Here is a 24,725-nt window from a genome sequence, read left to right on the forward strand (position 1 = left end):
GACGCCCCGGTCAGTCGCAGTGCTGGGCGATGTAGGCCTTGACGGCCTCGGCATCGGCCGGCAGCTGGACCACGCGCTTGGGCAAGGCTTCGATGCCTTCGAACTTCTTCGGGCGCGCGGGCTCCTCGCCCAGCGCCTCGACCACCGTGGCCGCGAACTTGATCGGCAGCGCGGTCTCGAGCACCACCATCGGCACGCCGGGCGTGAGCTGCTCGCGCGCGGCCTTGAGGCCGTCGGCGGTGTGCGGGTCGATCAGCGTGGCGAAGCGCTTCTCGGTGTCGCGGATCATCGCGAGCCGGTCGGCGTGCGTGCTGCGGCCGCTGCGAAAGCCGAAGCGCTCGGCGGCCTGCTTGAACGCCGGGTCGGCGCTCAGGTCGAAGCTGCCCGTCAGGCCCAGGTCGTCCACGAACAGCTTGCGCAGGCGGTCTGCATCGCGGCCGACGAGGTCGAACACGAAGCGCTCGAAGTTGCTGGCCTTGCTGATGTCCATTGACGGGCTGGAGGTTTCGTGCGTATCGACCGCTGCGCGCACGCGGTACACGCCGGTGCGGAAGAACTCGTCGAGCACGTCGTTCTCGTTGGTGGCGACCACCAGCGTCTGGATCGGCAGGCCCATCATGCGTGCCACATGGCCCGCGCAGACGTTGCCGAAGTTGCCCGAGGGCACCGTGAAGCTCACTGGCTTGTCGTTGCTCGCCGTGGCCTGGAAGTAGCCCGCGAAGTAGTAGACGACCTGCGCCAGCAGGCGCGCCCAGTTGATCGAGTTGACCGTGCCGATGCGGTACTTGCGCTTGAAGCCCAGGTCGTTCGACACGGCCTTGACGATGTCCTGGCAGTCGTCGAACACGCCGGTGATGGCGATGTTGTGGATGTTGGCGTCCTGCAGGCTGAACATCTGCGCCTGCTGGAACGGGCTCATGCGCCCGTCGGGCGAGGTCATGAAGACGCGCACGCCCTTCTTGCCGCGCATGGCGTACTCGGCCGCGCTGCCGGTGTCGCCACTGGTGGCGCCCAGGATGTTGAGCTCGGCGCCGCGACGGGCCAGTTCGTACTCGAACAGGTTGCCCAAGAGCTGCATCGCCATGTCCTTGAAGGCCAGCGTGGGGCCGTTGGACAGGGCTTCGAGGTACACGCCATCTTCGAGCTCGCGCAGCGGCACGATCTCGTCGGTGCCGAACACCTCGGCCGTGTAGGTCTTCGCGCAGATCGCCTTCAGGTCGGCCGCAGGAATGTCGTCGATGTACAGCGAGAGGATTTCGAAGGCCAGCTCGGCGTAGGGCAGCGTGCGCCACTTTGCGAGCGTGGCGGTGTCGACCTGCGGGTACGTCTCGGGCAGGTACAGGCCGCCATCGGGCGCCAGGCCTTCGAGGAGGATTTCGCAGAAGCGCTTGCGGTCGGCGTGACCGCGGGTGCTCAGGTAGTTCACTTCAACTCTTCCTTGCGGATGCGCACGATGGGCTCGAGCACGGTCGGCAGCGCCTGCAGCTCGGCCATGACGTCGTTGACGGTGCCTTCGCGCGCGTCGTGCGTGAGGATGATGAGGTCGGTCTGCGTGGAGCCTTCGCCGCCCACTTCGTCGGCTTCGCGCTGCAGCACGGCGTCGATGCTGATGCCGGCGGTGGCCAGCAGGCCCGTCACCTTGGCGAGCACGCCGGCCTGGTCGGCCACGCGCAGGCGCAGGTAGTAGCTCGTGACGACCTCGGCCATCGGCAGCACCTTCAGGTCGCTCATGGCGTCGGGGTGGAAGGCCAGGTGCGGCACGCGGTGCGCGGCGTCGGCGGTGTGCAGGCGGGTGATGTCGACGAGGTCGGCGATCACGGCGCTGGCGGTCGGCTCGCTGCCGGCGCCCTTGCCGTAGTACAGCGTGGTGCCCACGGCGTCGCCGTGCACGACCACGGCATTCATGGCGCCCTCGACGTTCGCCAGCAGGCGCTTGGAGGGCACGAGCGACGGGTGCACGCGCAGCTCGATGCCCTGGGCGGTGCGCTTGGTCACGCCCAGCAGCTTGATGCGGTAGCCGAGCTGTTCGGCGTACTTGATGTCCTGCGCGGCGAGCTTGGTGATGCCTTCGACGTGGGCCTTGTCGAACTGCACGGGAATGCCGAAGGCGATGGCGCTCATCAGCGTGACCTTGTGCGCGGCGTCGACGCCTTCGATGTCGAAGGTGGGGTCGGCTTCGGCGTAGCCCAGGCGCTGGGCTTCCTTCAGCACGGTGGCGAAGTCCAGGCCCTTGTCGCGCATCTCGGACAGGATGAAGTTGGTCGTGCCGTTGATGATGCCGGCCAGCCACTGGATGCTGTTGGCCGTGAGGCCTTCGCGCAGCGCCTTGATGATCGGGATGCCGCCGGCCACCGCGGCCTCGAAGGCCACCATCACGCCCTTGGCATGGGCGGCCGCGAAGATTTCGGTGCCGTGCACGGCGAGCAGTGCCTTGTTGGCCGTGACCACGTGCTTGCCGGCCGCGATGGCTTCGAGCACGAGCTGCTTGGCAATGCCGTAGCCGCCGATGAGTTCGATGACGATGTCGATGTCGGGGTTGGCGATGACTTCGCGCGCATCGGCGACCACCTTCACGCCTTCGCCGGCCACTTCGCGGGCACGGGCGGTGTCGAGGTCGGCCACCATGGTGATCTCGATGCCGCGGCCAGCGCGGCGCTTGATTTCTTCCTGGTTGCGCTGGAGCACCTTGAAGGTGCCGCTGCCGACCGTGCCTGCGCCGAGCAGGCCTACTTGGATGGATTTCATGGGAGGGGTCGCGTTCATGGTTTGGATGGGGTGAGAGACGGTGCTGCGGCGTCCACGAGGCGGCTGACGTAGCGCGGCAGGCTCCAGGCGCCACCCGCGAAGCCGCGGCACATGCCGTCGCCGTTCGCACTGGTGCGCACGAAGGTCGTGCCGTTGAAGTGCCAGGTTTCGCTCGACCAGCAATCGCCGATGCCGCGGCCCTTCATGGAAGAGGTGACGCTGGCGTCTTTTTCGTCGAACTCGCCGCTCGCCTCGAGCGACACGGGCGCATAGGGCGGCTTGTCGTTGGCGGTCCAGAGCAGCGTGGTGTAGTTGTACGCGCCCACGCCGCAGCCCAGCGCCAGCAGCACCTTGCGGTCGTTCAGGCGGTGAACCTCCACCGACCTGGCGTTGACCTGGTCCTGGTTGTTGCACCGCTCGCGCGCTTCTTTGAGGTCGAGCGACGGAAAGATGCGCGCGGCCAGCGCGTCGTCGCCAGGCCGCGCCTTCGGCGGCTTGACCACCTGGACGACGGGCATGGGCACCGGTGGCAGCACGGAAGACTCGGGCTTGGCGCCCTTGCGCACCAGCGCACCCGGGGTGCCGACGCGGCCTTGCGCTTCGTCCATTTTCAGCAGCACGGCGTTGAGGCCGGCGAGCGACAGCGTCCACTTCTTGCCGCCGTTGGCCGTGACGATGGCGTCATCGCTCTTGAGCAGCTCGGGCAGCACGGCGCGGATCTGGCCCTGGTCGAAGCTGGCGGTTCCCGCGTCGAGGCCGGACAGGGCGGCCTTGCCGACCTTGAAGCGCAGCGGCCCCTTGGCACTGCCGTCATCGCCGATCTGCAGCTGAATATCGAGGGCCGTGTTCGGCCCGGCCGCGCGGGTGATCAGCATCGACACCTGCTGGTGCTCCCCGCCGTCCGCCTGGTAGCCGGCGGCGCGGCAGGTCAGCGTGTTGTCGCAGACCAGCTCCCAGTCGTTGTGCGAGAACGAAACGGGCTCATTCTTCCCGGCCGCGCCAACAGACAGTGCGCCCAGCAACAGCGCGGCAGCGACGCAGGCGGATTTCATGGTCCCGTCTTGCGACGCAACCGGTACTGCTCCAGGAACTTGGCGATGCGGTTGATGGCCTCGCGCAAGTCGTCTTCATGGGGCAGGAACACGATGCGGAAGTGGTCCGGCGTGGCCCAGTTGAAGCCGGTGCCCTGCACCAGCATCACACGGGTTTCCTTCAGCAGCTCGAGGAAGAACTGGCGGTCGTCCGCGATCGGATAGACCTCGGGGTCGAGCTTGGGAAACATGTAGAGCGCGGCGCTGGGCTTGACGCAGCTCACGCCGGGAATGGCGGTGATCAGCTCGTAGGCCAGGTCGCGCTGGCGGCGCAGGCGCCCGCCCTCGCACACGAGGTCGTTGATGCTCTGGTAGCCGCCGAGCGCCGTCTGGATCGCCCATTGGCCCGGCACGTTGGCGCACAGGCGCATGTTCGAGAGCATGTTCAGGCCCTCGATGTAGTCGCGTGCGCTGCGCTTGTCGCCCGACACCACGAGCCAGCCGGCACGGTAGCCGCACGAGCGGTAGCTCTTGGACAACGAATTGAAGGTCAGCGTGAGCACGTCGGTCGACAGGCTGGCGATGGCCGTGTGCTTGACGCCGTCGTACAGCACCTTGTCGTAGACCTCGTCGGCGAAGATCACGAGGCCGTGCTCGCGGGCGATCTCGACGAGGCTCTTGAGCAGCTCGTCGGAATACAGCGCGCCGGTCGGGTTGTTCGGGTTGATGACCACGATGCCCTTGGTGCGGGGCGTGATCTTGGCGCGGATGTCGGCCAGGTTCGGCATCCAGCCGTTGTCCTCGTCGCACAGGTAGTGCACCGGCGTGCCGCCCGACAGGCTCGTGGAGGCGGTCCACAGCGGGTAGTCGGGGGCCGGCAGCAGCAGCTCGTCGCCGTCGTTGAGCAGCGCGTTGGTGGACATGGCGATCAACTCGCTGGCGCCGTTGCCCAGGTAGATGTCGTCGAGCGTGACGCCCGCGATGCCCTGCTTCTGGGTCTCGTGCATCACGGCCTTGCGCGCCGCGAAAACGCCCTTGCTGTCCGAGTAGCCCGCCGAGGTCGGCAGGTTGCGGATCATGTCCTGCTGGATCTCCTCAGGCGCATCGAAGCCGAACACGGCGAGGTTGCCGATGTTGAGCTTGATGATCTTCTGGCCTTCTTCCTCCATCTGCTTGGCGGCGTCCATGATGGGGCCGCGGATGTCATAGAGGACGTTGGCCAGCTTGGCCGATTTCTTGAGCTGCTTCAAAGGGGCCCTCCCGGGCGGGTTTACTCGAAGGTCAAAGGCCCCTGCGGGCCTCGTGTCACTAGGGAAAACCTATAATTTGACCACAGTTCCCAGTGCCCCGATGAAGCTCCAGCCCGACAAATCCGACGTCCAGACCCTCACCGCACACGGCCCCGGCTGGGTCGCGATCAACAACGAAAAGGTGGAGGGCAGCGTGGTCGTGGGTTCGCGTGGCGAACGCTTTGCCTGGGATTGCACGCGTTTCGACCAGCTGGGCCCCGAACAATTCGCGCAATTGGCCTCGTTGGGCGCCGAATTGGTCATTTTCGGCAGCGGCAACCGCATCCGATTTCCCCAGCCGGCCTGGCTGCAGCCCCTGATGGCGCAACGCACCGGCGTGGAGACCATGGACACCCCGGCGGCCTGCCGCACCTACAACATCCTGGCCGGCGAAGGCCGGCACGTCATCGCCGCCCTGCTCGTCGAGAGCCCGGCGGGTGGCTGAGAGAGGGGTTTTCGAGGTAAAATACCGGGTTGCGAACCGGCCAGCTACCCCAAGTTAGCAACGACCAATCCTCCGTTCATCGAGCAAGCCCGAAAAAGGCTGAGAGGGCTCGGAGAACGGAATCTAACGGAGAAAACAAGTTTCATGGCGATCGTTGTCAACAAACCCATTCCTGAATTCGACGCCAACGCCACGGGCGGCATCAAGGTTTCGAACACCTCGCACCTCGGCCACGTCATGGTCATGTATTTTTACCCGAAAGATAACACTCCGGGTTGCACGACCGAAGCGATGCAGTTCCGCGACCACTACAAAGACTTCGAAAAAGCCGGTGCCACGGTCTTCGGCGTGTCGCGCGACAACATGAAGTCGCACGACGAATTCAAGGCCAAGCTCGAACTCCCCTTCGAACTGATTGCCGACACCGAAGAAAAAATGTGCCACATGTTCGGCGTGGTCAAGAACAAGATCATGTACGGCAAGAAGGTCAAGGGCATCGAGCGCAGCACTTTCCTGATCGGCGCCGACGGCATCCTGAAGGCCGAATGGCGCGGGCTCAAGGTTCCGGGCCATGTCGAAGACGTCCTCAAGGCCGTCAAGGCACTCAAGAAGGCCGCCTGATCGCGCCGCAAGGCACCGGGCGTGCGCTTTTGCATCAAGTCGTGGGAATTGCCCCACGCAGTGTGCAAAGAGCCTCTGGTGCGTCTTTTGCGGTGTGCATAATGGCCTCATGCCGTTGAGCTCCACGACCGCATCCTCCGAACGAAGCCGCCTGGGTCTACAGGCGGCTTTTTCGTTTTCCGGCCCTCCTCTTTCTTCCTTGCGAGCGACCTGACCCATGCCATTGCCTCCCGCCCCCACGAAACGCGCCGCATTGCTCTCGCCGGACGCCATCGACGCACCCGCCCGTCCCTCGCACAGAAACTCGCGCCGTTCCGGCGATTCGCGCGACGACGCCCCCGCCAAGAGCGGACCGCAGCCGCTGGAGCTGTTCGACAACCTCGGCACGGAAGGCGGCGGCGATGCGCCGGCCGCGCGTCCGGCACGCCGCTCGAAAACCAAGGCTGCGCCCGCCCCGGCGCCCACGTCGGCACCGGTGAGCGCACCGCAGCAGCCACAACAACCCGCGATGGTGCAGGTCGAGACGCGCGTGCCCACGCCCGCCCCCGCCATGCCCGTCGCGGCACCCCAGCCCCCGGCACGCCCCAAGCGCAAATCCACCGGTCCGGCCAAGCTGTTCGTGCTCGACACGAACGTGCTGCTGCACGATCCGATGTGCCTGTTCCGCTTCGAGGAGCACGACATCTTCCTGCCGATGATCGTGCTGGAAGAGCTCGACGGCCACAAGAAGGGCACGACCGAAGTCGCACGCAACGGCCGCCAGACCAGCCGCACGCTCGACGCGCTGGCCGCCGCGCAGGACGCCGACATCGACAAGGGCCTGAAGCTGGACACCACCGGCCACCGCGAAGCCGGCGGGCGCCTCTTCTTCCAGACCGCCCCGCTCGACTACTCGCTGCCGATCAGCCTGCCCCAGGGCAAGGCCGACAACCAGATCCTGGGTGTGGTGCACGCGCTGCGCGACGAGTACGCCAAGGACCGCCCGGGCAAGCCGAAGCAGGAAGTGGTGCTGGTGTCCAAGGACATCAACATGCGCGTCAAGGCACGCGCGCTGGGCCTGGCCGCCGACGACTACCAGAACGACAAGACGCTGGAAGACGGCGACCTGCTCTACGCCGGCTCGCTCGCGCTCCCGCCCGACTTCTGGACCCGCCAGAGCAAGACGGTCGAAAGCTGGCAGAGCGGCAGCAACACCTTCTACCGGATCAGTGGTCCGCTGGTACCCAACCTGTACATCAACCAGTTCGTCTTCTTCGAGGCGCCCGGCGAGCCGAGCATGTACGCGCGCGTCACCGAGATCCGCGACAAGACCGCAGTGCTCAAGACGCTCAAGGACTACAGCTCGGGCAAGAACGCGGTGTGGGGCGTGAACACGCGCAACCGCGAGCAGAACTTCGCGATGAACCTGCTCATGGACCCCGAGATCGACTTCGTCACGCTGACCGGCACGGCCGGCACCGGCAAGACCCTGATGGCGCTGGCCTCCGGCCTCACGCAGGTGCTCGACGACCGCCGCTACACCGAGATCATCATGACCCGCGCCACGGTGAGCGTGGGTGAAGACATCGGTTTCCTGCCCGGCACCGAGGAAGAAAAGATGGGCCCCTGGATGGGCGCGCTCGACGACAACCTCGAGTTCCTGGCCAAGGGCGACGGCGGCGGCGCGGGCGAGTGGGGCCGCGCGGCCACCAACGAGCTGATCCGCAGCCGCATCAAGGTCAAGAGCATGAACTTCATGCGCGGCCGGACCTTCCTGAACAAGTACGTGATCATCGACGAGGCGCAGAACCTCACGCCCAAGCAGATGAAGACGCTGATCACCCGCGCCGGCCCCGGCACGAAGATCATCTGCATGGGCAACCTCGCGCAGATCGACACGCCCTACCTCACCGAAGGCTCGTCGGGCCTCACCTTCGCGGTTGACAAGTTCAAGGGCTGGCCGCACGGCGGGCACATCACGCTGGCGCGCGGCGAACGCTCGCGCCTGGCCGACTTCGCAAGCGACGTGCTCTAGATTCATCGGCACCGGCCGACACAAGCCCGCGCATGCTCCGGGAGCATCGCGGGCTTTTTTTCGCCCGCCATGACAGGCTACTGACAAGACGTTGTCAGGAGGCGGCTCGCACCATCCAGGCTCCTTCCAACGCAACGAACGAAAGAGAGCTCTTCATGACCACCCATGCCATCACCTGGTTCGAGATTCCGGTCGCCAACCTGGACCGCGCCCAGGCCTTCTACGAAACCGTGCTCGCGCGCAAGCTGCGCCGCGAAGACTTCGGCGGCAACCCGCTGGCCGTGTTTCCCTACGACGACCCCGCCACCGGCGGTGCGCTGAAGCCCGGCGCCAACACCAGCGCGCAGGCCGGCAGCGGCATCCGCGTCTACCTCGACTGCATGCCGAGCATCGATGCCGTGCTCTCGCGCGTCGAAGCAGCCGGCGGGCAGATCGTGGCGCCCAAGTCGGCGCTGCCGCCGGGCATGGGCTTCATCGCCCACCTGCGCGACACCGAAGGCAACGAAGTCGGCCTGCACGCCCCGGCCTGAGACACCATGGCACAACGCAACTGGATTGCGGTCGCCAGCGCCGAGCACGCCCGGCGCGGCCGGGACCACCGGCCGCTCGGGTTCATGCAGGTGGGCCACGGCAAGCTCGCGCCGCTCAAGCGTGTGGCGGCGGGCGATCGCGTGGCCTACTACGCACCGGCCACGGTGTTCGGCGGCACGGACAAGCTGCAAAGCTTCGTGGCGCTGGGCATCGTGCAGCCGGGCGATCCGTACGAGTTCGACATGGGCAACGGCTTCGTCCCGTGGCGCCGCGACGTGGCCTATGTCGCCGCGCACGAGGCGCCCATCGCCCCGCTGATCGAACGCCTGGCCTTCATCGAAACCCCGAAGCAATGGGGCTACAAGTTCCGCTTCGGCCTGTTCGACATCACCGACATCGACATGAAACTGATCGCGCAGACGATGAAGGCTGAACCGAAGGCGCTCCTGTTTTGAGCGCCTTCGCCCTCCTCATCCGCCACTTCCGGAGAAAAAACGCATGGACCCCATCCGCCAACACCACGACGCCTTCCGCGTCGCCGGCCTCACGGTACGCACCACCAACCGCGAAGAGGTCGACCCCGCCACCGCACGCATCGGCGCGCTGTGGAACCGCTTCTTCGGCGAACAGACCTACGAGTCGACGCCGCACCGCACCAGCGACACGCGCATCTTCAGCGTCTACTCCGCCTACGAATCGGACGCGCACGGCGCCTTCGACATGACGGCCGGCGTGGCCGTCTCGGATGGCACCAACAGCGTCGCCATCGAAGCCGGCGACTACCTCGTGTTCAGCGGCCGCGGCGAGATGCCGCAGATGGTGATCGCCACCTGGCAGCGCATCTGGCAGTATTTCGAGGCGCACCCGGAAATCGTTCGCCGCTACCGCAGCGATTTCGAAGCCTACGAGGGGCCGGACGCAGTGGCGATCCACATCGGAGTCTCATGAGCACACGCAAGGGCTGGCGCGACAGGCTGGCCGGCTACCCGAACCTGCCGAACGTGAAGGCCATTCCCCCGGCCATGCGCGCGCGGCACGGCGAGGGCACCATCGCCACGCCCTCGCCGGCCGAAGTCGAGGAAGCCATGCGCGGCGTGCCCGAAGGTCGGCTCGCGACCGTGCTCGGTATCGGCGAAGACATCGCGGCACGCCACCAGACCACCATCGGCTGCACCGTGACCACGGCCATCTTCGCCCACATGGTGGCCCACGCCACCGAGGAAGCCATGATGACGGGCGCCGGTCGCACGCCAGGCACGCCGTACTGGCGCACGCTCAAGATCGGCGGCGAGCTCAACCCGAAGTACCCGGGTGGCATCGAGGCCCAGATGTCGCGCCTCGAGGCCGAAGGCCACACGGTGGTCCAGCGCGGCAAGCGCTACTTTGTCGAGGACTTCGCCAGGAAGCTCGTCGGAACGCGTTGATGCGACGCGCCGACCGCCTCTTCCAGCTCGTGCAGCTCATCCGCGGCCGCCGGCTCACCACGGCCGCCTTTCTGGCGCAGCGCCTGGAGGTGTCCGAGCGCACGGTGTATCGCGACGTGGCCGACCTGCAGCACCAGGGCGTGCCGATCGAGGGCGAGGCCGGCGTCGGCTACCGCCTCGGCGCGGGCTTCGAGCTGCCGCCGCTGATGTTCACGCAAGACGAAGCGTCGGCGCTCGTGGCCGCCGCGCGCATGACCCAGAGCTGGGTCGACCCAGCCATGGCGCGCAACATCGAGACGGGCCTTGGAAAGATCCTGTCGGTACTGCCGCCAGCGGCGCGCGTCTCGGCCGAGGCGCTGGCGCTGTATGCGCCCGCGCTCGGCCTCGACGACGCCCTGCGCACCCGGCTGCAGACACTGCGCGAGGCCGTGCAGGCCCACCAGAAACTGCAGCTGCACTACCGCGACGTCTCGGGCGATGCCAGCGAGCGCACGGTGCGACCGCTGGGCTGCTTCTATTGGGGCAAGGTCTGGACGCTCTCGACGTGGTGCGAGCTGCGCAACGATTTCCGCGGCTTCCGGGTCGACCGCATGGAGGCCGTGGAGGTGCTCGACACGCGCTTCCAGGACGAACCCGGCAAGACACTGGCCGACCTGCTGCGGCAGGTGAAGGCCGAGGCGGCGCGGCACAAGGAGTGGGCGCAGAAGCCGCCGGCCTCGACACCCGGGCCCGACAGCGAAGCCAGCTGACGACCTGGCGTGCGAGCCGGTCAGTACTCGTCGTTGTTGCTGTAGCCCACCAGGTTCTCGAACTTGGTGATCGGCTTCAGGAAGGCCAACTTCACCGTGCCGGTCGGGCCGTTCCGGTGCTTGCTGATGATCACCTCGGCCACGCCGGGCTCCTTCGACTCCTTGTTGTAGTAGTCGTCGCGGTAGATGAACATGATGATGTCCGCGTCCTGCTCGATGGCGCCGGATTCGCGCAAGTCACTCATCATGGGGCGCTTGTCGGTCCGTGCTTCCACGCCGCGGCTGAGCTGCGACAGCGCGATCACCGGGCACTTCAGTTCCTTGGCCAGCATCTTCAGGCCGCGCGAGATTTCGCCCACGGCCGTGGCACGGTTCTCGTCGCCCGAGCTGCTGGTGGACATGAGCTGCAGGTAGTCGACCACGATCAGGCCCAGGCGCCCGTACTGGCGCGCCAGCCGGCGCGCATTGGCGCGCAGTTCGCTGGACGACAGGCCCGGCGTCTCGTCGATATGCAGCGACACCGTGCGCAGCTTCTCGATGGCTTCGGTCAGGCGCGGCCACTCTTCGTCGCTGAGCTTGCCGGTACGCAGGTGGCCCTGGTCGATGCGGCCGATGGAACCCACGATACGCACCGCCAGCTGGGCGGCGCCCATTTCCATCGAGAACACCGCCACCGGCAGCCCCTCTTCGAGCGCCACGTGCTCGGCGATGTTGATGGCGAGCGAGGTCTTGCCCATCGACGGACGCGCGGCCAGCACGATCATGTCGCCCGGCTGCAGGCCCGAGGTCATCTTGTCGAAGTCGTTGAAGCCCGTGCGCACGCCCGTGATGTCGTTCGGGTTCTCGGCCATCTCGGTCACGCGGTCGAGCAGCTCGACCACCAGGGAATCCATGCTCTGGAAACCCTGCTTCATCCGCGTGCCTTCTTCGCCGATGTTGAAGATCTTCTGCTCGGCTTCGTCCAGGATCTTGTCGACCGGCTTGCCTTGCGGATTGAAGGCGTTGGTCGCGATCTCGTCGGCGGCGGACACGAGCTTGCGCAGGATGGAGCGCTCGCGCACGATCTCGGCGTAGCGCCGGATGTTGCTCGCGCTCGGCACGTACTGCGCGAGCGAGTTCAGGTAGACCAGCCCGCCGATGTCGTCGGCCTTGCCGAGGTTCTGCAGCTGCTCGAAGACCGTGATCACGTCGGCCGGCTTGCTGGCATTGATCAGTCCGCCGATGGCCGCGTAGATCAGCTTGTGCTCGTGGCGGTAGAAGTCGCCATCGACCAGCAGGTCGCCCATGCGGTCCCAGGCGCCGTTGTCCAGCAGCAAGCCCCCCAGCACGCTGGATTCGGCCTCGATGGAATGAGGCGGAATGCGCAATTGCGCGATCTGACGGTCGGCCGACGAATCATTGTCGGCATAGGAGAAAACGGCGGACATGGACTTCCCTTGCAACCCTGCATGCTAAGCCGCGCAGGGCGCGGCGTGTGTGGACAAGGTTGTTAATAAACAGTGAACTTCCGGTGCGGCGAGGTGGACAACTCGCGCGCAGAAAAGAAAAAGCCGCCCGAAGGCGGCTTTCTTGCGTCAGCGCACCGGGCGCTGCGAACGATCAGGCGGTTTCGCCGTAGACCGTGACGGTGATCTCGACGACCACGTCGGTGTGCAGCGAGACGCTCACGGTGTTGTCGCCAACGACCTTGATCGGGCCGTTGGGCAGACGCACTTGCGACTTGGCAACCTTGTAGCCCTGCTTGTTCAGCTCTTCGGCGATGTCGCCGTTGGTAACCGAACCGAACAGACGGCCGTCCACGCCAGCCTTTTGGGTCAGCTTGACGGTCGAGCCCGCGAGCTTCTCGCCCTGGGCTTGCGATTCGGCCAGCTTGGCGGCCGCAGCCTTTTCGAGTTCGACGCGCTTGGCTTCGAATTCGGCCTTGTTGGCAGCGGTGGCGCGACGAGCGCGGCCCGAGGGGATCAGGAAGTTGCGTGCGTAGCCGTCCTTGACCTTGACGATGTCGCCCAGGCCGCCGACGTTCAGAACCTTGTCCAGAAGAATGATTTGCATGGTGTGTGCTCCTTCTTAGACGCGGTGCTGGTCGCTGTACGGCACCATGGCCAGGAAGCGCGCGCGCTTGATGGCGGTGTTCAGCTGACGCTGGTAGATCGCGCGCGTGCCGGTCAGGCGTGCGGGGATGATCTTGCCGTTTTCGCTGATGAAGTCACGCAGCGTGTCGATGTCCTTGTAGTCGATTTCTTCGACGCCAGCGACGGTGAAACGGCAGAAGCGCTTGCGCTTGAACAGCAGCGACTGGGTGTTGCGCTTCGGGCGCTTGTCTTTGTTGAATTTCTTGAACGTGGCCATTGGGGGACCTCTTGTCGAAAATTAATCTTGCTGAAAATCCTGGATGTGCAGGACCGGATGCTTGCCGTTGCCCGGTGTCGCGAGAAACCCCTGGAATCGCCAGAGACTTCCCATCGACTGCGCTGCGAGCCGCTCGGCGATGGCGCCGAACGCAACGGCCTTCAGGGCCGTCTTCACCTGCCGGGGCTTTCCCGCCTCCTGGAGCGTCGACTCATGGTCGAGCTTCAGATCGAGGGCGGGAAGGCCGGCTGGCGTGTATCGCAGGGTTCCGAGTTCGGCGACAGAGGCGGTCAGCAGAAGCTGGTTGACCCCGGTCGCCGCAGCGGCAGCCGTCACGCCATCAGTTGTTGTTGGCGGCGTATTCGGCCTGCTGGGCCTTGCGGGCCTCTTCGCGCTCGACCGTCTTCATCATCGACGAAGGACCGGTGTCGGCCTTCTTCTTCTGAACGGTCAGGTGACGCAGCACGGCATCGTTGAACTTGAACGCGTGTTCCAGTTCACCCATCACGGCTTGTTCAGCTTCGATGTTGACGCACAGGTAGTGGGCCTTGTTGAGCTTGTTGATCTGGTAGGCCAGCTGACGGCGGCCCCAGTCTTCAACGCGGTGGACCTTGCCGCCGCCGGCCGTGATCAGGCCCTTGTAACGCTCCAGCATGGCCGGAACTTGTTCGCTCTGATCCGGGTGGATGAGCAAGATGATTTCGTAGTGACGCATGGCACTCCTTGTGGATTCTTCCGTGGAAGAGGAAAAGCCACCCGCAGCGTCGGGCGCGGTATGGCAAGGCAAAGCCGGCGATTATAGCCCTGTGTTGCGCGATCCGGCAAGGCACCTCAGTCGTTGAGGGCCTTGTCGAGGGCGGCGGCCTTCTCCGGGCCCACGGCGGCGCGGATCTTGGGCGCCAGTGCCAGGAGGTCTTCGTAGCTGGTCGTGCCTTCGACCTGGAGGTTGAGCCGGAAGCCCATCAGGCCCAAGCTGCCGGTCAGCTGGGTGGCGATGGGGTATGCGTCCTTGTAGCGCTGCTGGCGGCTGCGACCGGAAGACGCAGCCGGCGGCGGGGCCGCCGAAACTGCAGGCGCCGCGGCTGGCGGCTGGCCGGCCAGAGGCGCCAGCAGGCCCAGCGCGACCATCTGATCGACCTCCTCGCGCCCGATGCCCAAGCCCGAGGCCAGCACGTCGTCGATCGAGCGCTTGCCGTCGAACTGGATGAAGGCCGAGCGCTGGCGCGGCGTCAACGGCACCGAGCGGTCCTTGAGGACCTGCTGTCCGGCTTCCGTCTTGACAAGAATCATGGGGGTCTCCGGCGAAGTGCTGACACGGGCCCTGACGGGCCCGCATCACCTCAGGCAGGCAGCCGGATTGCGCCGCCTGCGAATGTCACGAGTCTGACACCGGAAACGCACTTTGTTTCACTTGCACGGGCGGGCACGGGGGAATCCCCCATGGGGATTTCCGCCATCCGTCGCGCTGCACCACGCGGCGGGGCATGCCCGCCGCGCGCTGGCTCAGCCTCTCTGGGCCAGTTGCTGCCAGGTGTCGATCACGCTGTCCGGGTTCAGCGAGATGGATTCGATGCCCTGCTCCGCCAGCCACAGCGCGAAGTCCGGGTGGTCGCTGGGGCCCTGGCCGCAGATGCCGACGTACTTGCCTTCGGCCTTGCAGGCCTTGATGACGCGGCTCAGCAGTGCCTTGATGGCCGGGTCGCGCTCGTCGAAGTCGGCCGCCAGCAGCTCGAGGCCGGAGTCGCGGTCCAGGCCCAGCGTGAGTTGGGTCAGGTCGTTCGAACCGATCGAGAAGCCGTCGAAGAACTTCAGGAACTCTTCCGGCAGCACCGCATTGCTCGGCACCTCGCACATCATGATCAGCTTGAGCGCGTTCTCGCCGCGCTTGAGGCCATGCTCGCCCAGCAGCGTGGTCACGCGCTCGGCCTGGCCCAGGGTGCGCACGAAGGGCACCATGATCTGCACGTTGGTCAGGCCCATGTCGTTGCGCACGCGCTTGAGCGCCTCGCACTCCATGGCAAAGGCCTCGCCGAAGTCAGCGCTCAGGTAGCGCGCGGCACCGCGGAAGCCCAGCATCGGGTTTTCTTCTTCGGGCTCGTAGCGGCTGCCGCCGATCAGCTTGCGGTACTCGTTCGACTTGAAGTCCGAGAGGCGCACGATGACGGGCTTGGGCCAGAACGCGGCGGCGATCGTCGCAACGCCTTCAGTGACCTTGTCGACATAGAACGCGCGCGGCGACGCATGGCCGCGGGCCACCGACTCGACGGCCTTCTTCAGGTCGTTGTCGACGTTCGGGTAGTCGAGGATCGCCTTCGGATGCACGCCGATGTTGTTGTTGATGATGAACTCCAGGCGGGCCAGGCCCACGCCGTGGTTCGGCAGCTGCGCGAAGTCGAAGGCGAGCTGGGGGTTGCCCACGTTCATCATGATCTTCAGATCGATCTCGGGCATCACGCCGCGCTGCACTTCGGTCACTTCGGTCTCGAGCAGGCCGTCGTAGATAAAGCCGGTGTCGCCCTCGGCGCAGCTCACGGTGACGAGCGTGCCGTCCTTGAGCAGGTCGGTGGCGTCGCCGCAGCCGACCACGGCCGGAATGCCGAGTTCGCGCGCGATGATGGCCGCGTGGCAGGTGCGACCGCCGCGGTTGGTGACGATGGCGGCGGCGCGCTTCATCACCGGCTCCCAGTTGGGGTCGGTCATGTCGGTGACGAGCACGTCGCCGGCCTGCACCTGGTCCATCTCGCTGATGTTGTGCACGATGCGCACGGCACCGGTGCCGATCTTCTGGCCGATGGCACGGCCTTCGGCCAGCACGGCACCCTTGCCCAGCAGCTTGTAGCGCTGCTCGGCCTTGCCCTGCTGCTGGCTCTTCACGGTCTCGGGACGCGCCTGCAGGATGTAGAGGTGGCCGTCGGTGCCGTCCTTGCCCCACTCGATGTCCATCGGGCGGCCGTAGTGCTCTTCGATGACCAGCGCGTAGCGGGCCAGTTGCTCCACGTCGGCGTCGCTCAGCGAGTAGCGGTTGCGCTGCTCGGCCTTGACGTCGGTGGTCTTGACCAGCTTGCCGCTCGCCTTCTTCTCTTCGGGCGTGGCGAACTCCATCTGGATCAGCTTGGAGCCGAGGTTGCGACGGATGACGGCCTTCTTGCCGGCCTTGAGGGTCGGCTTGTGCACGTAGAACTCGTCGGGATTCACCGAACCTTGCACCACCGTCTCGCCCAAGCCGTAGCTGGAGGTGATGAACACGACCTGGTCGAAGCCCGACTCGGTGTCGATGGTGAACATCACGCCGGCGGCGCCGAGGTCGGAACGCACCATGCGCTGCACGCCGGCCGACAGCGCGACCACGTCGTGCTCGAAGCCCTTGTGCACGCGGTAGCTGATGGCGCGGTCGTTGTAGAGGGAGGCGAACACCTCCTTCATCTTGTGCAGCACGTCGTCGATGCCGACCACGTTCAGGAAGGTTTCCTGCTGGCCCGCGAAGGATGCGTCGGGCAGGTCTTCGGCGGTGGCCGAGGAACGCACGGCGAACGAGGCGGCGGGGTTGCCGGCGCTCAGCGTGGCAAAGGCCTCGCCGATGGCTTTTTGCAGGTCGGCCGGGAACGGCTGGGCCTCGACCATGGCGCGGATTTCAGCGCCGGCGGCGGCCAGCGCGCGCACGTCTTCGGTGTCCAGCGCGGCCAGGCGCTTGCTGATCTTGTCGGCCAGGCCGTCGTGCGCCAGGAACTGGCGGAACGCGTGGGCCGTGGTCGCAAAACCGGTCGGCACGCGCACACCCTGTGGCAGCTGCGAGATCATTTCGCCGAGGCTGGCGTTCTTGCCGCCAACCGACTCGACGTCGGTCATCCTCAGGTTTTCAAATGGCACGACCAGTGCGGTCGCCTCGAAAAGTGCAGACATGGGGAAGCTCCAGAAGTTGAAACCGGCGCTGCATGCAGACGGCGCAGCACGATCGTTGTCGTTGCTTTGGGTGCGGTCGCGGTGTGCATGGAAAGAATTCGAGGGGGTGGGGAAAGCGGATTCCCGATAATGGCCCGGATTGTAGGCGTGGCAGGTCGCGCGCGCCGCAGGACTCCGCCGCAAAAGCAACACCATGCATACACGCACCGTTTTCTTCGTCTCCGACGGCACCGGCATCACCGCCGAAACCTTCGGCAATGCCGTTCTGGCCCAGTTCGAGATGAAGCCGCGCCACGTGCGGCTGCCGTTCACCGACACGGTCGACAAGGCGCACCAGGCGGTGCGGCAGATCAACCACACGGCCGAAGTCGAGGGCGTCCGGCCCATCGTCTTCACCACGCTGGCCAACATGGACGTGCTGGGCGTGATCGAAACCGGCTGCAAGGGCATGCTGCTGGACATGTTCGGCACCTTCGTGCGGCCGCTCGAGATCGAGCTGGCCATGAAGTCGAACCACCGCATCGGCCGCTTCAGTGACGTCAGCAAGAGCAAGGCCTACAACGACCGCATCGCGGCCATCGACTTCAGCCTGCAGCACGACGACGGCCAGAGCCACCGCGACCTGGAAGGCGCCGATGTGATCCTGGTCGGCGTGAGCCGCAGCGGCAAGACGCCCACTTCGCTCTACCTGGCGATGCAGCACGGCCTGAAGGCGGCCAATTACCCGCTGATTCCCGAAGACTTCGACCGCCGCCAGCTCCCGCCGGCGCTGAGCCCGCACCGCAAGAAGATCTTCGGCCTGACGATCCAGCCCGAGCGGCTGAGCGAGATCCGCAACGAACGCCGGCCCAACTCGCGCTACGCCAGCCTCGAGAACTGCCGCCACGAAATCAGCGAGGCCGAGGCCATGATGCGGCGCGCCGGCATCCGCTGGCTCTCGACGACCACCAAGTCGATCGAGGAAATCGCGACGACGATCCTGCAGGAGCTGCGGCCGGAGCGGTTGGTCTACTGATCTGCTATCTTTTCAGTAGCAAGCACCGCCCGCCCGCCGGGCTATCCAAACAGATACTGCGTGACGCCGTCCGCGCCGGTTACCGGCTGGCAGGGCATGCGCCATACTGCCTCGATCAGCGCGGGCTGCAGCACGTCGGCAGTCGCCCCCTGGCGCAGGCCGCCGGGCGCACCCAGCACCACGACCTCATCGGCATAGCGCCGCGCCAGGTTCAGGTCGTGCAGCACGGCCACCACACCCACGCCCCGCGCCGCCCAGGCGCGCAGCAGGCGCATCGCCGAATGCTGGTGCGCAAGGTCGAGCGCGGCGGTCGGCTCGTCGAGCAGCAGCCAGCGGCTCGCGCCATCGGGGCGCGGATGCCAGAGCTGGGCCAGCGCCCGCGCCAGATGGACCCGCGCCTTCTCGCCGCCCGACAGCGTGTTGAGGATGCGCGGCGCCAGCGCCGTGACGTCGGTCAGGGCCATCGCCTCGGCCATGATCGCGTCCTCGTCGCGGGTCGGCGCGCGACGGTGCGGGTAGCGGCCGAGCGCGACGATGTCCTGCGCCGTGAAGTCGAAGGCGACCGCGCTTTCCTGCGGCATCAGGGCCCGGCGCAATGCCAGCACGGGCATGCCGTGGTCTGACAGCGGCCGGCCGTCGAGCGTCGCCCTGCCCTGGGTCGGCTCGCGCTGGCCGGCCAGCACCGACAGCAGCGTCGACTTGCCCGCGCCGTTCGGGCCGAGGATCGCGGTCACGCGGCCCGGCGCCAGTTCGACCGAGGCATTCGCCAACAGCGTCTTCGCGCCGATGCGCACCTCGACAGCGGCGCACGCCAGCGCTCCGTGTCCCTTCGCCGCCGTCATATGCGCCCCCTGAAGTGCCGCAGCATCAAGAGGAACATCGGCACGCCGATGAAGGCCGTGAGCACGCCCAGCGGCAGCTCGGCCGGCGCCATCACGGTGCGCGCCACCGTGTCGGCCGCGAGCACCAGCGCCGCGCCCAGCAGCGCCGAGGCCGGCAGCACGATGCGGTGATCAGGCCCGGCCACCATGCGCACCCAGTGCGGCGCGATCAGGCCGATGAAACCGATGATCCCGGTCGTGGCCGTCACCGCACCCACCGCCACCGCCGTGATGACCACGGCGCGCCGCTTGGTGCGCTCCACGTCCACGCCCAACAGCGCCGCCTGCGCCTCGCCGAGTGCGATGGCGTTCAGGGGCGAAGCGAGCGATGCCGCAGCCCAGCACGACAGCAACACCGCCACACCCACGAGGATGACCGCGCTCCAGCGCGCGCCGCCCAGGCTGCCCAGCAGCCAGAACTGCAGGCTGCGCAGTTGCTCGTCGGTCGCCATCACGCTCAAGAGGCCGAGGCCGGCGCCGGCCAGCGCGTTGATCGCAATGCCCGCCAGCAGCATCAGCGCCATGCGCGTGCCGCCTTCGCTGCGCGACAGGCCGTAGATCAGCAAGGTCACGACGAAGCCGCCGCCGAAGGCCATGAGCACCAGCGTCCAGCTGCCGAGCGTGCGCGGCAGCATCGGCCAGAACGAGGCGCCCAGCACGATGGTGACGCCGGCCGCCAGCGCTGCGCCGCTGCTGATGCCGATCAGCCCCGGGTCGGCCAGCGGATTGCGGAACAGCCCCTGCATCAGCGTGCCCGCCATGCCGAGCCCCGCACCCGCCGCCACGCCGAGAATCAGGCGCGGCAAGCGGATGTTGAGGAACACGAGGTGCTCGGGCGACTGGCCGCTTGCACCCTGCCCCAGCGAGGTCAACACATTCCAGAGCTGCGAAAGACTGATGGCATAGGCCCCCGACACGGCGCCCATAGCGAAGGCTGCGGCGAGCAGCACCGCGCTGCCGCCCAGCACGGCACGCGCCCCCAAGCGCTGGCTCATGCGAGCGCGGCCCGGAACTTGTCGTGCAGTTCACCGATGGCGGCCGGCAGGCGCGGGCCGAAGCCCAGCAGCAGCAAGGCGTCCTGCGTGATCAGCGCACGCTTCTTGTACGCCGGCGTGAGCGCCAGCTCGGGCCGCTGCCAGAAGCGCTCGACGCCGCCGTGCGCCTCGATGCTCTGCGTGCTTGTGAGGATGATGTCGGGCGCCGCACTGGCCATGGCCTCAGCCGTCATCGGCCGGTAGCCGTGGAAGCCGCCCAGCGCATTCACGCCGCCCGCGAAACCGATCACCGCATGCGCCGCGGTCTTCTCGCCGGACACCTGCGGGCTCGCGCTGTGCGACAGCACGAACAGCACCTTCGGCTTGCGCCCCTTCGCGCCGCCGATGCGCTGCAGCACCTGTGCCCATTCGGCATCGAGCCGGGCCTGCAGTTCGCGCGCCTGCACCTCCTTGGCAGCTGCGCGGCCCACGGCCTGCACCTTGCGCTGCACCTCGCCCCAGCTGTGGTCGGCCTCGATGATCTCGACCTTGACGCCGGCCGTGCGAATCTGGTCGAGCACGACGGTCGGGCCCGACTCGTTGGTCGCGATGATCGCGTCGGGCTTCAGCGAGAGCAGCCCTTCGGCCGACAGCTGACGCATGTAGCCCACCTTGGGCGTGGCACGCGCCGCAGCGGGAAACAGGCTGGTCGTGTCGGTGCCGACCAGCTGGCCTTCGGCGCCGAGCGCATAGACCACCTCGGTGATCGCGCCACTGACCGTGACCAGCCGCGGCAGGCGCTTGCTGTCCTGCGCGAACGCGGGCCACGCGCCCGCGCCGAGCGCTGCAGCAGACAGCAGGCGCAGCGCATCACGACGACGCGGCACGGAAGAAGAAAGAAAAGAGGAATCGCGTGGTTCAGTCATGGGGTCACGGACAGCGAAAGAGAAAGATGCGCGTCAGCCGCGCCGGGGAATGTTGTGCGCGATGCGCCAGAACACACCGGTCGGGTCGGTCAGCGTGAAATCGACCATGCCCCACGGGCGCTCGGCGGGCGGCGTGGTCTGCACTGCGTAGCGTTCGGTCAGCCGCTGCGCCTGCACGCGGTCCCACCAGGCCAGCGCGTCATCGACCAGCAGATGCATCATGAAATTCTCTGCATGGGTCTGGACGTAGAAGTCCTGCAGCAGGAAGCTGCTCTCGCCACAGAAGAAGTAAGCAATGCCGTCCTCGTTCGAGGCCAGCGTGAAGCCCAGGTCCTGGTAGAAGGCAATGGAGAGCGCGAAGTCCTTCGCCGGCACGAAGGCCTTGATCTCGACCACGCCCGGAAAGGTGTCAGCACTCATCGCGCTGGCGCTTCCGAGGTGGCCAGGCGCGAGAGCTTGGCCACGATCTGGCGCCACTCCGCGCGCTCGGGCACGCCCGGCTTGCGCGCACCGAAGAACATCGCCATCAGTTCGCCCTCGCCATCGAAAGCCTCCACCGAGGTCACGATGCCGTCGCTGGTCGGCTTCTGGACGATCCACACGCTCGCGATGCGGTCTTCGCGCAGGTGCAGGTTGAAGCCGGGGTCGAGCACGTTGAGCCACTGCATGCCGTGCATCTCCATCGGCTCGATGCGCACGACCGGCCCGGAATGGATCTGGATGCAGCCGGGGCTGCCGACGAACACCATGATCGGCGTGCCGTCGAACGAAGCCTCGAGCAGCAGTTCGCGCACCGCCCCCGTTTCGGCCCGCTGCGTGAACTCGCCTTCGGTGAGGCGAAAGCTCTGCTGGCGCTCCACATCGAACTTGTTGAGCAGGCCGAAGAACTCGTGCGTGTCCTGCATGCCGCGCCAGGCGTCGGCCAGTGCGACCGCATCGATGGCGCCGTCGTCGCGTGGCGCCGCCTTCTTCTCGGCGGGCACGAACTGCACCGGTGCGTCGGGTGCGGCGGTGTAGGTGTCGATGACCGACTGGAACGCATCGCGATCGGTCGCATCGCGCACGAAGATCTTGTGCACTGCCACGCCCTGCGGGCTGAAGAACTGCAGGCTCAGCGACGGCGGCACGCCGGCATTGGCCGCCGCCTCGCTGACCGCGAACCCTGCATGCCAGCGGCTGAAGAACAGGCGCAGGTCGATGACCTCGCCCAGCGCGAGCCCCATCGCGTCGCTGCCGGACACCTTCTCGTAGACGCCGGTCTTCTCGTGCACCGTGGTCTCGTTGCGGGTGAGCGCCAGCACGGGGCCACACAGCTCCAAGGCTTGCAGCAGCTCGACCCACGGGCCCTTCAGCCGCGTGGCGCGCAGCGCCTTGTCGTGCGCGCCGGTGTGTGCCGCAATCGCATCGCCTTCGCTCAGGCCCATGGCCGCGGCCGCGTCCTTGTGGCGCATGCCCTTGGCGCGCAGTTCGGCGAAACGGGTGCGGATGTCTTCGGCATTCATCGGGTGTCCTTTGTTGTGAGGGCGGATCAGAAGTCCGCCACGAGCGAGACGTTGAAGCTTCGGCCCGGCTGGGTGTAGGCGTCGCGGATGGCCGAGGTGGTCGTCACGCCGCGCACATCGCTCCACATCCAGTAGCGCTTGTTGGTGAGGTTGGTCACCGACGCGTTCAGGCGCAGGTCCTTGCGGATGCGCCACTGCGCGCTGATGTCCAGCGTGGTGGCCGCCGGCGTGCGGAACTGCAGGCCCGAGGTCACTTCGCTGCGATCGACGTCTTCCCACTCCTTGGCGCCATGATGAACCGCATCGAGGCGCACGCTCCAGGCCGGCGCCTGGTACTTGAGTCCGGCGCTGAACTTCTGCGGATCGATCGAGTTGAGCGGCCGGTTGTTGGTGCGGTCGCGGCCTTGCGTGCGGCCGTAGGCGAAGGGCACAGAGAAGCCGTTGCCGTTCTCGGTGAAGTCGAGTTCGCCCTTGATCTCGAAGCCGCTGATGCGCGCGCGCCCGACGTTGACGGTCTGGTAGATCAGCGGGTCGATGCGCGGAATGCCGCGCCCACCCACGAGCCTGTCGTTCTCGATGAGGTCCTTGTAGTCGCCGGTGAAGGCGGCCACGTCGAAGCTCAGGAGGCCGGTGCGACCGCGCACGCCCAGCTCGATGTTCTGGCTCTTCTCGGGCTTGAGGTTCGGGTTCGGGATCGTCTTGTAGCCCGAGATCACGTTCTCGAAGAAGTTGTTCACCTGGAACGCATTGGGCGCCTTGAAACCCGAGGCGTAGTTGCCGTACACGCTGAACTGCGGCGTGGCGCGGAACAGCACGCCCAGCTTGGGCGACACGGCCGAGCCCGACAGCGACACGGCCTGCGCGTTGAAGCCGGCCTGCTTCGCATCGAGCGAGAAGCGGTCGAAGCGGATGCCGGGCGTGATGCTCCAGCGGTCGTGGATGAACTCGTCCTGCACGTAGAAGGCCGTCGAGGTTTCGCGCGTGTCGGGAAAGCGCTTGAGCGGGTAGCTCTCGCCGGCCGGCGGCACGAGGCCGGTCTGCAGGTTCTCGACGTTGGTGCGCGTGTAGTCCAGGCCGTAGGTGATCTTCTGGGCCCAGCTGCCCATGCGGATCGTCTTGTCGGCCTGCAGGCCGAACTGCCAGGTGTTCTCGTCGTAGGTGACGTCGCGCGTGCGGTCGGCCGCGGTGAAGCGGTCTTCGTAGATGTACTCGCGCGAGCCGGCCTTCTGGTAGCTCACGACGGCGAACAGGTTGTCGGCCACCACGCTGTTCAGGCGCAGCCGGCCTTCGTAGGTCAGGCGGTCGCGGTCCAGGTCGGTCTTGGCATTGAGGCCGATCACCGAGGTGGACGCATACGGCGGCTTGGCCACGCCCGACAGCAGGTTGTAGCGGCTGCTCTTCTCGACATGTTCGAAGGTGAAGGCGTGGCGCTGGTCGGCGTTGGGCGTGAGGATGGCCTTGGCCAGCAGCGAGCGGGTCTGGTCGCGCTGCGGGTTGGGCGTGGTGCGGTCGAGGTTGGGCACGTTGAGCGAGCCCCGGTTCTCGAGCTCGCTGGCGCGCCCGAGGTTGGCGGACACCAGCCATTCGAGCACGTCGTTCGCCTTGCCCGCCAGCGTGACGCCGCCGCGCACGCCGTTGTCTTCGCCGCTGTAGCCGATGTTCGCGCTGCCGCCGAAGGTCTTGCCCTCGCGCAGGAAGGACGAGGGCTCGCGGGTGATGAAGTTGACCAGCCCGGCCAGGCCGTCCGAACCGTAGAGCGCCGAGGCCGGGCCCTTGATGATCTCGATGCGCTCGATGAGGCTGATGTCGAAGTAGTCACGCCCGAACGCATTGGCGCTGAACACGTAGCTGCGCGGCGTGCGGATGCCGTCGGTCAGCAGCAGCACGCGGTTGCCGTCCAGGCCGCGGATGTTGAAGCCCGCGTTGCTGTCGCGGCCGGTATTGCCCTGCGCCAACCCGAAGCGCGCAGGCGAACGCTTGACCGACACGTTGGGCAGGTCGCGCACGGCATCGCGGATGTCGTGGATCTGCTTGCTCTCGATGTCCTGGCGGTTGATGACCTCGATGCTCAGCGGCAGGTCGTCCCTGGCCTGCTCCGAGCGCGATCCGCTCACCACCACTTCGCCGAGCGCCGCGAGCTGCTGGGACCACGCAGGCGCGGCGGCCATGCCGAAGGCAGAGGCGATCAGCCAGGGCAGCAGCGCGGGTCGATGGGAAGACGGTCGAGGGAAATGAGCGGCCACGAAAAAGGTCCAGAAAACAGTTGAAGAACTGCTTGCTGGACCTTGAGGCGCAAAGGCTTGCGCGAGTGACCTGGCTGGCAATGAGG

At 66.7% G+C, this 24,725-nt stretch carries 26 protein-coding genes; 9 read left to right on the top strand and 17 right to left on the bottom strand.

Annotation, left to right across the window (positions count from 1 at the left end; translation table 11 throughout):
• Positions 1 to 10: 10 nt before the first annotated feature.
• The 4 genes from thrC to AC57B8_RS29780 are packed head-to-tail and all read right to left on the bottom strand — an operon-like array spanning position 11 to position 5,026.
• The gene (gene thrC, locus AC57B8_RS29765) at positions 11 to 1,426 is read right to left on the bottom strand and encodes a threonine synthase (protein WP_492695250.1); all 1,416 of its coding nucleotides are present in this window, start codon (positions 1,424 to 1,426) and stop codon (positions 11 to 13) included.
• Positions 1,423 to 2,745: a homoserine dehydrogenase gene (locus AC57B8_RS29770; RefSeq protein ID WP_062472989.1), complete on the bottom strand. Its 1,323-nt coding sequence runs from the start codon at positions 2,743 to 2,745 to the stop codon at positions 1,423 to 1,425. Before AC57B8_RS29770 ends, thrC begins: the two co-directional genes overlap by 4 nt.
• A 14-nt stretch (positions 2,746 to 2,759) precedes the next feature.
• On the bottom strand, positions 2,760 to 3,797 hold the full coding sequence (locus AC57B8_RS29775; RefSeq protein WP_496481576.1) for a DUF1176 domain-containing protein: 1,038 nt from the start codon (positions 3,795 to 3,797) through the stop codon (positions 2,760 to 2,762).
• Entirely contained in the window at positions 3,794 to 5,026 is a 1,233-nt protein-coding gene (locus tag AC57B8_RS29780; RefSeq protein WP_095950778.1) for a pyridoxal phosphate-dependent aminotransferase, read from the bottom strand. Before AC57B8_RS29780 ends, AC57B8_RS29775 begins: the two co-directional genes overlap by 4 nt.
• A 100-nt stretch (positions 5,027 to 5,126) precedes the next feature.
• Between AC57B8_RS29780 and AC57B8_RS29785 the strand changes: the two genes are divergently transcribed.
• The 8 genes from AC57B8_RS29785 (at position 5,127) to AC57B8_RS29820 (ending at position 10,849) form a co-directional block, all read left to right on the top strand.
• A complete protein-coding gene (locus AC57B8_RS29785; RefSeq protein WP_062472996.1) occupies positions 5,127 to 5,510 on the top strand; it encodes an Mth938-like domain-containing protein in 384 nt (127 codons plus the stop codon).
• A 144-nt stretch (positions 5,511 to 5,654) separates the two neighbouring features.
• Positions 5,655 to 6,131 (top strand): peroxiredoxin, encoded by a 477-nt coding sequence (locus tag AC57B8_RS29790; protein ID WP_062472998.1) that lies wholly within the window; start codon positions 5,655 to 5,657, stop codon positions 6,129 to 6,131.
• A 217-nt stretch (positions 6,132 to 6,348) separates the two neighbouring features.
• The gene (locus AC57B8_RS29795; RefSeq protein ID WP_489057414.1) at positions 6,349 to 8,145 is read left to right on the top strand and encodes a PhoH family protein; all 1,797 of its coding nucleotides are present in this window, start codon (positions 6,349 to 6,351) and stop codon (positions 8,143 to 8,145) included.
• A 155-nt stretch (positions 8,146 to 8,300) separates the two neighbouring features.
• Positions 8,301 to 8,675 carry a VOC family protein gene (locus tag AC57B8_RS29800; RefSeq protein WP_062473002.1) on the top strand — a complete coding sequence of 125 codons (375 nt, stop codon included), beginning with the start codon at positions 8,301 to 8,303 and terminating at the stop codon, positions 8,673 to 8,675.
• Positions 8,676 to 8,681: 6 nt separating this feature from the next.
• The gene (locus AC57B8_RS29805; protein ID WP_070059600.1) at positions 8,682 to 9,131 is read left to right on the top strand and encodes an EVE domain-containing protein; all 450 of its coding nucleotides are present in this window, start codon (positions 8,682 to 8,684) and stop codon (positions 9,129 to 9,131) included.
• 43 nt (positions 9,132 to 9,174) lie between these two features.
• Entirely contained in the window at positions 9,175 to 9,624 is a 450-nt protein-coding gene (locus AC57B8_RS29810; protein WP_487849233.1) for a GyrI-like domain-containing protein, read from the top strand.
• Positions 9,621 to 10,100: an MGMT family protein gene (locus tag AC57B8_RS29815; RefSeq protein WP_487849234.1), complete on the top strand. Its 480-nt coding sequence runs from the start codon at positions 9,621 to 9,623 to the stop codon at positions 10,098 to 10,100. Before AC57B8_RS29810 ends, AC57B8_RS29815 begins: the two co-directional genes overlap by 4 nt.
• Entirely contained in the window at positions 10,100 to 10,849 is a 750-nt protein-coding gene (locus AC57B8_RS29820) for a helix-turn-helix transcriptional regulator (protein ID WP_487849235.1), read from the top strand. Before AC57B8_RS29815 ends, AC57B8_RS29820 begins: the two co-directional genes overlap by 1 nt.
• A gap of 20 nt (positions 10,850 to 10,869) precedes the next feature.
• Here AC57B8_RS29820 and dnaB read toward each other — a convergent pair whose 3' ends face one another.
• The 7 genes from dnaB to ppsA all read right to left on the bottom strand — a co-directional run bounded on the left by dnaB (position 10,870) and on the right by ppsA (position 17,098).
• On the bottom strand, positions 10,870 to 12,276 hold the full coding sequence (gene dnaB, locus AC57B8_RS29825) for a replicative DNA helicase (RefSeq protein ID WP_056583115.1): 1,407 nt from the start codon (positions 12,274 to 12,276) through the stop codon (positions 10,870 to 10,872).
• Between the two features lie 172 nt (positions 12,277 to 12,448).
• A complete protein-coding gene (gene rplI / locus AC57B8_RS29830; RefSeq protein ID WP_056583114.1) occupies positions 12,449 to 12,901 on the bottom strand; it encodes a 50S ribosomal protein L9 in 453 nt (150 codons plus the stop codon).
• A gap of 15 nt (positions 12,902 to 12,916) precedes the next feature.
• Positions 12,917 to 13,198, bottom strand: coding sequence for a 30S ribosomal protein S18 (rpsR, locus tag AC57B8_RS29835; RefSeq protein ID WP_007830781.1), 282 nt, complete (start codon positions 13,196 to 13,198; stop codon positions 12,917 to 12,919).
• Positions 13,199 to 13,219: 21 nt separating this feature from the next.
• A complete protein-coding gene (gene priB, locus AC57B8_RS29840) occupies positions 13,220 to 13,534 on the bottom strand; it encodes a primosomal replication protein N (RefSeq protein ID WP_062473014.1) in 315 nt (104 codons plus the stop codon).
• A 4-nt stretch (positions 13,535 to 13,538) separates the two neighbouring features.
• Positions 13,539 to 13,913 (bottom strand): 30S ribosomal protein S6, encoded by a 375-nt coding sequence (gene rpsF, locus AC57B8_RS29845; RefSeq protein WP_062473016.1) that lies wholly within the window; start codon positions 13,911 to 13,913, stop codon positions 13,539 to 13,541.
• A gap of 116 nt (positions 13,914 to 14,029) precedes the next feature.
• Positions 14,030 to 14,488, bottom strand: coding sequence for a hypothetical protein (locus AC57B8_RS29850; RefSeq protein WP_492685177.1), 459 nt, complete (start codon positions 14,486 to 14,488; stop codon positions 14,030 to 14,032).
• Between the two features lie 213 nt (positions 14,489 to 14,701).
• Entirely contained in the window at positions 14,702 to 17,098 is a 2,397-nt protein-coding gene (gene ppsA, locus AC57B8_RS29855; protein WP_062473021.1) for a phosphoenolpyruvate synthase, read from the bottom strand.
• 193 nt (positions 17,099 to 17,291) lie between these two features.
• Between ppsA and ppsR the strand changes: the two genes are divergently transcribed.
• Positions 17,292 to 18,113: a posphoenolpyruvate synthetase regulatory kinase/phosphorylase PpsR gene (gene ppsR, locus AC57B8_RS29860; protein ID WP_062473023.1), complete on the top strand. Its 822-nt coding sequence runs from the start codon at positions 17,292 to 17,294 to the stop codon at positions 18,111 to 18,113.
• Positions 18,114 to 18,154: 41 nt separating this feature from the next.
• On the opposite strand, the gene AC57B8_RS29865 is transcribed toward ppsR, so the two are convergent.
• Genes AC57B8_RS29865 through AC57B8_RS29890 form a run of 6 tightly spaced genes read right to left on the bottom strand, consistent with a single transcriptional unit; the run spans position 18,155 to position 24,639 of the window.
• Positions 18,155 to 18,955, bottom strand: a complete 801-nt coding sequence (locus AC57B8_RS29865) for a heme ABC transporter ATP-binding protein (protein ID WP_496481577.1) — start codon at positions 18,953 to 18,955, stop codon at positions 18,155 to 18,157.
• Positions 18,952 to 19,989, bottom strand: a complete 1,038-nt coding sequence (locus tag AC57B8_RS29870) for a FecCD family ABC transporter permease (protein WP_496481578.1) — start codon at positions 19,987 to 19,989, stop codon at positions 18,952 to 18,954. Before AC57B8_RS29870 ends, AC57B8_RS29865 begins: the two co-directional genes overlap by 4 nt.
• Positions 19,986 to 20,894: a heme/hemin ABC transporter substrate-binding protein gene (locus AC57B8_RS29875; RefSeq protein WP_496481579.1), complete on the bottom strand. Its 909-nt coding sequence runs from the start codon at positions 20,892 to 20,894 to the stop codon at positions 19,986 to 19,988. Before AC57B8_RS29875 ends, AC57B8_RS29870 begins: the two co-directional genes overlap by 4 nt.
• 33 nt (positions 20,895 to 20,927) lie before the next feature.
• Positions 20,928 to 21,314, bottom strand: coding sequence for a VOC family protein (locus AC57B8_RS29880; protein WP_496481580.1), 387 nt, complete (start codon positions 21,312 to 21,314; stop codon positions 20,928 to 20,930).
• Entirely contained in the window at positions 21,311 to 22,396 is a 1,086-nt protein-coding gene (locus AC57B8_RS29885; RefSeq protein WP_496481581.1) for a hemin-degrading factor, read from the bottom strand. Before AC57B8_RS29885 ends, AC57B8_RS29880 begins: the two co-directional genes overlap by 4 nt.
• 26 nt (positions 22,397 to 22,422) lie before the next feature.
• Positions 22,423 to 24,639 carry a TonB-dependent hemoglobin/transferrin/lactoferrin family receptor gene (locus AC57B8_RS29890; protein ID WP_496481582.1) on the bottom strand — a complete coding sequence of 739 codons (2,217 nt, stop codon included), beginning with the start codon at positions 24,637 to 24,639 and terminating at the stop codon, positions 22,423 to 22,425.
• Positions 24,640 to 24,725: the final 86 nt, after the last annotated feature.

It is taken from the genome of Variovorax sp. BGA-UO-ETr-C22 (assembly GCF_059567965.1).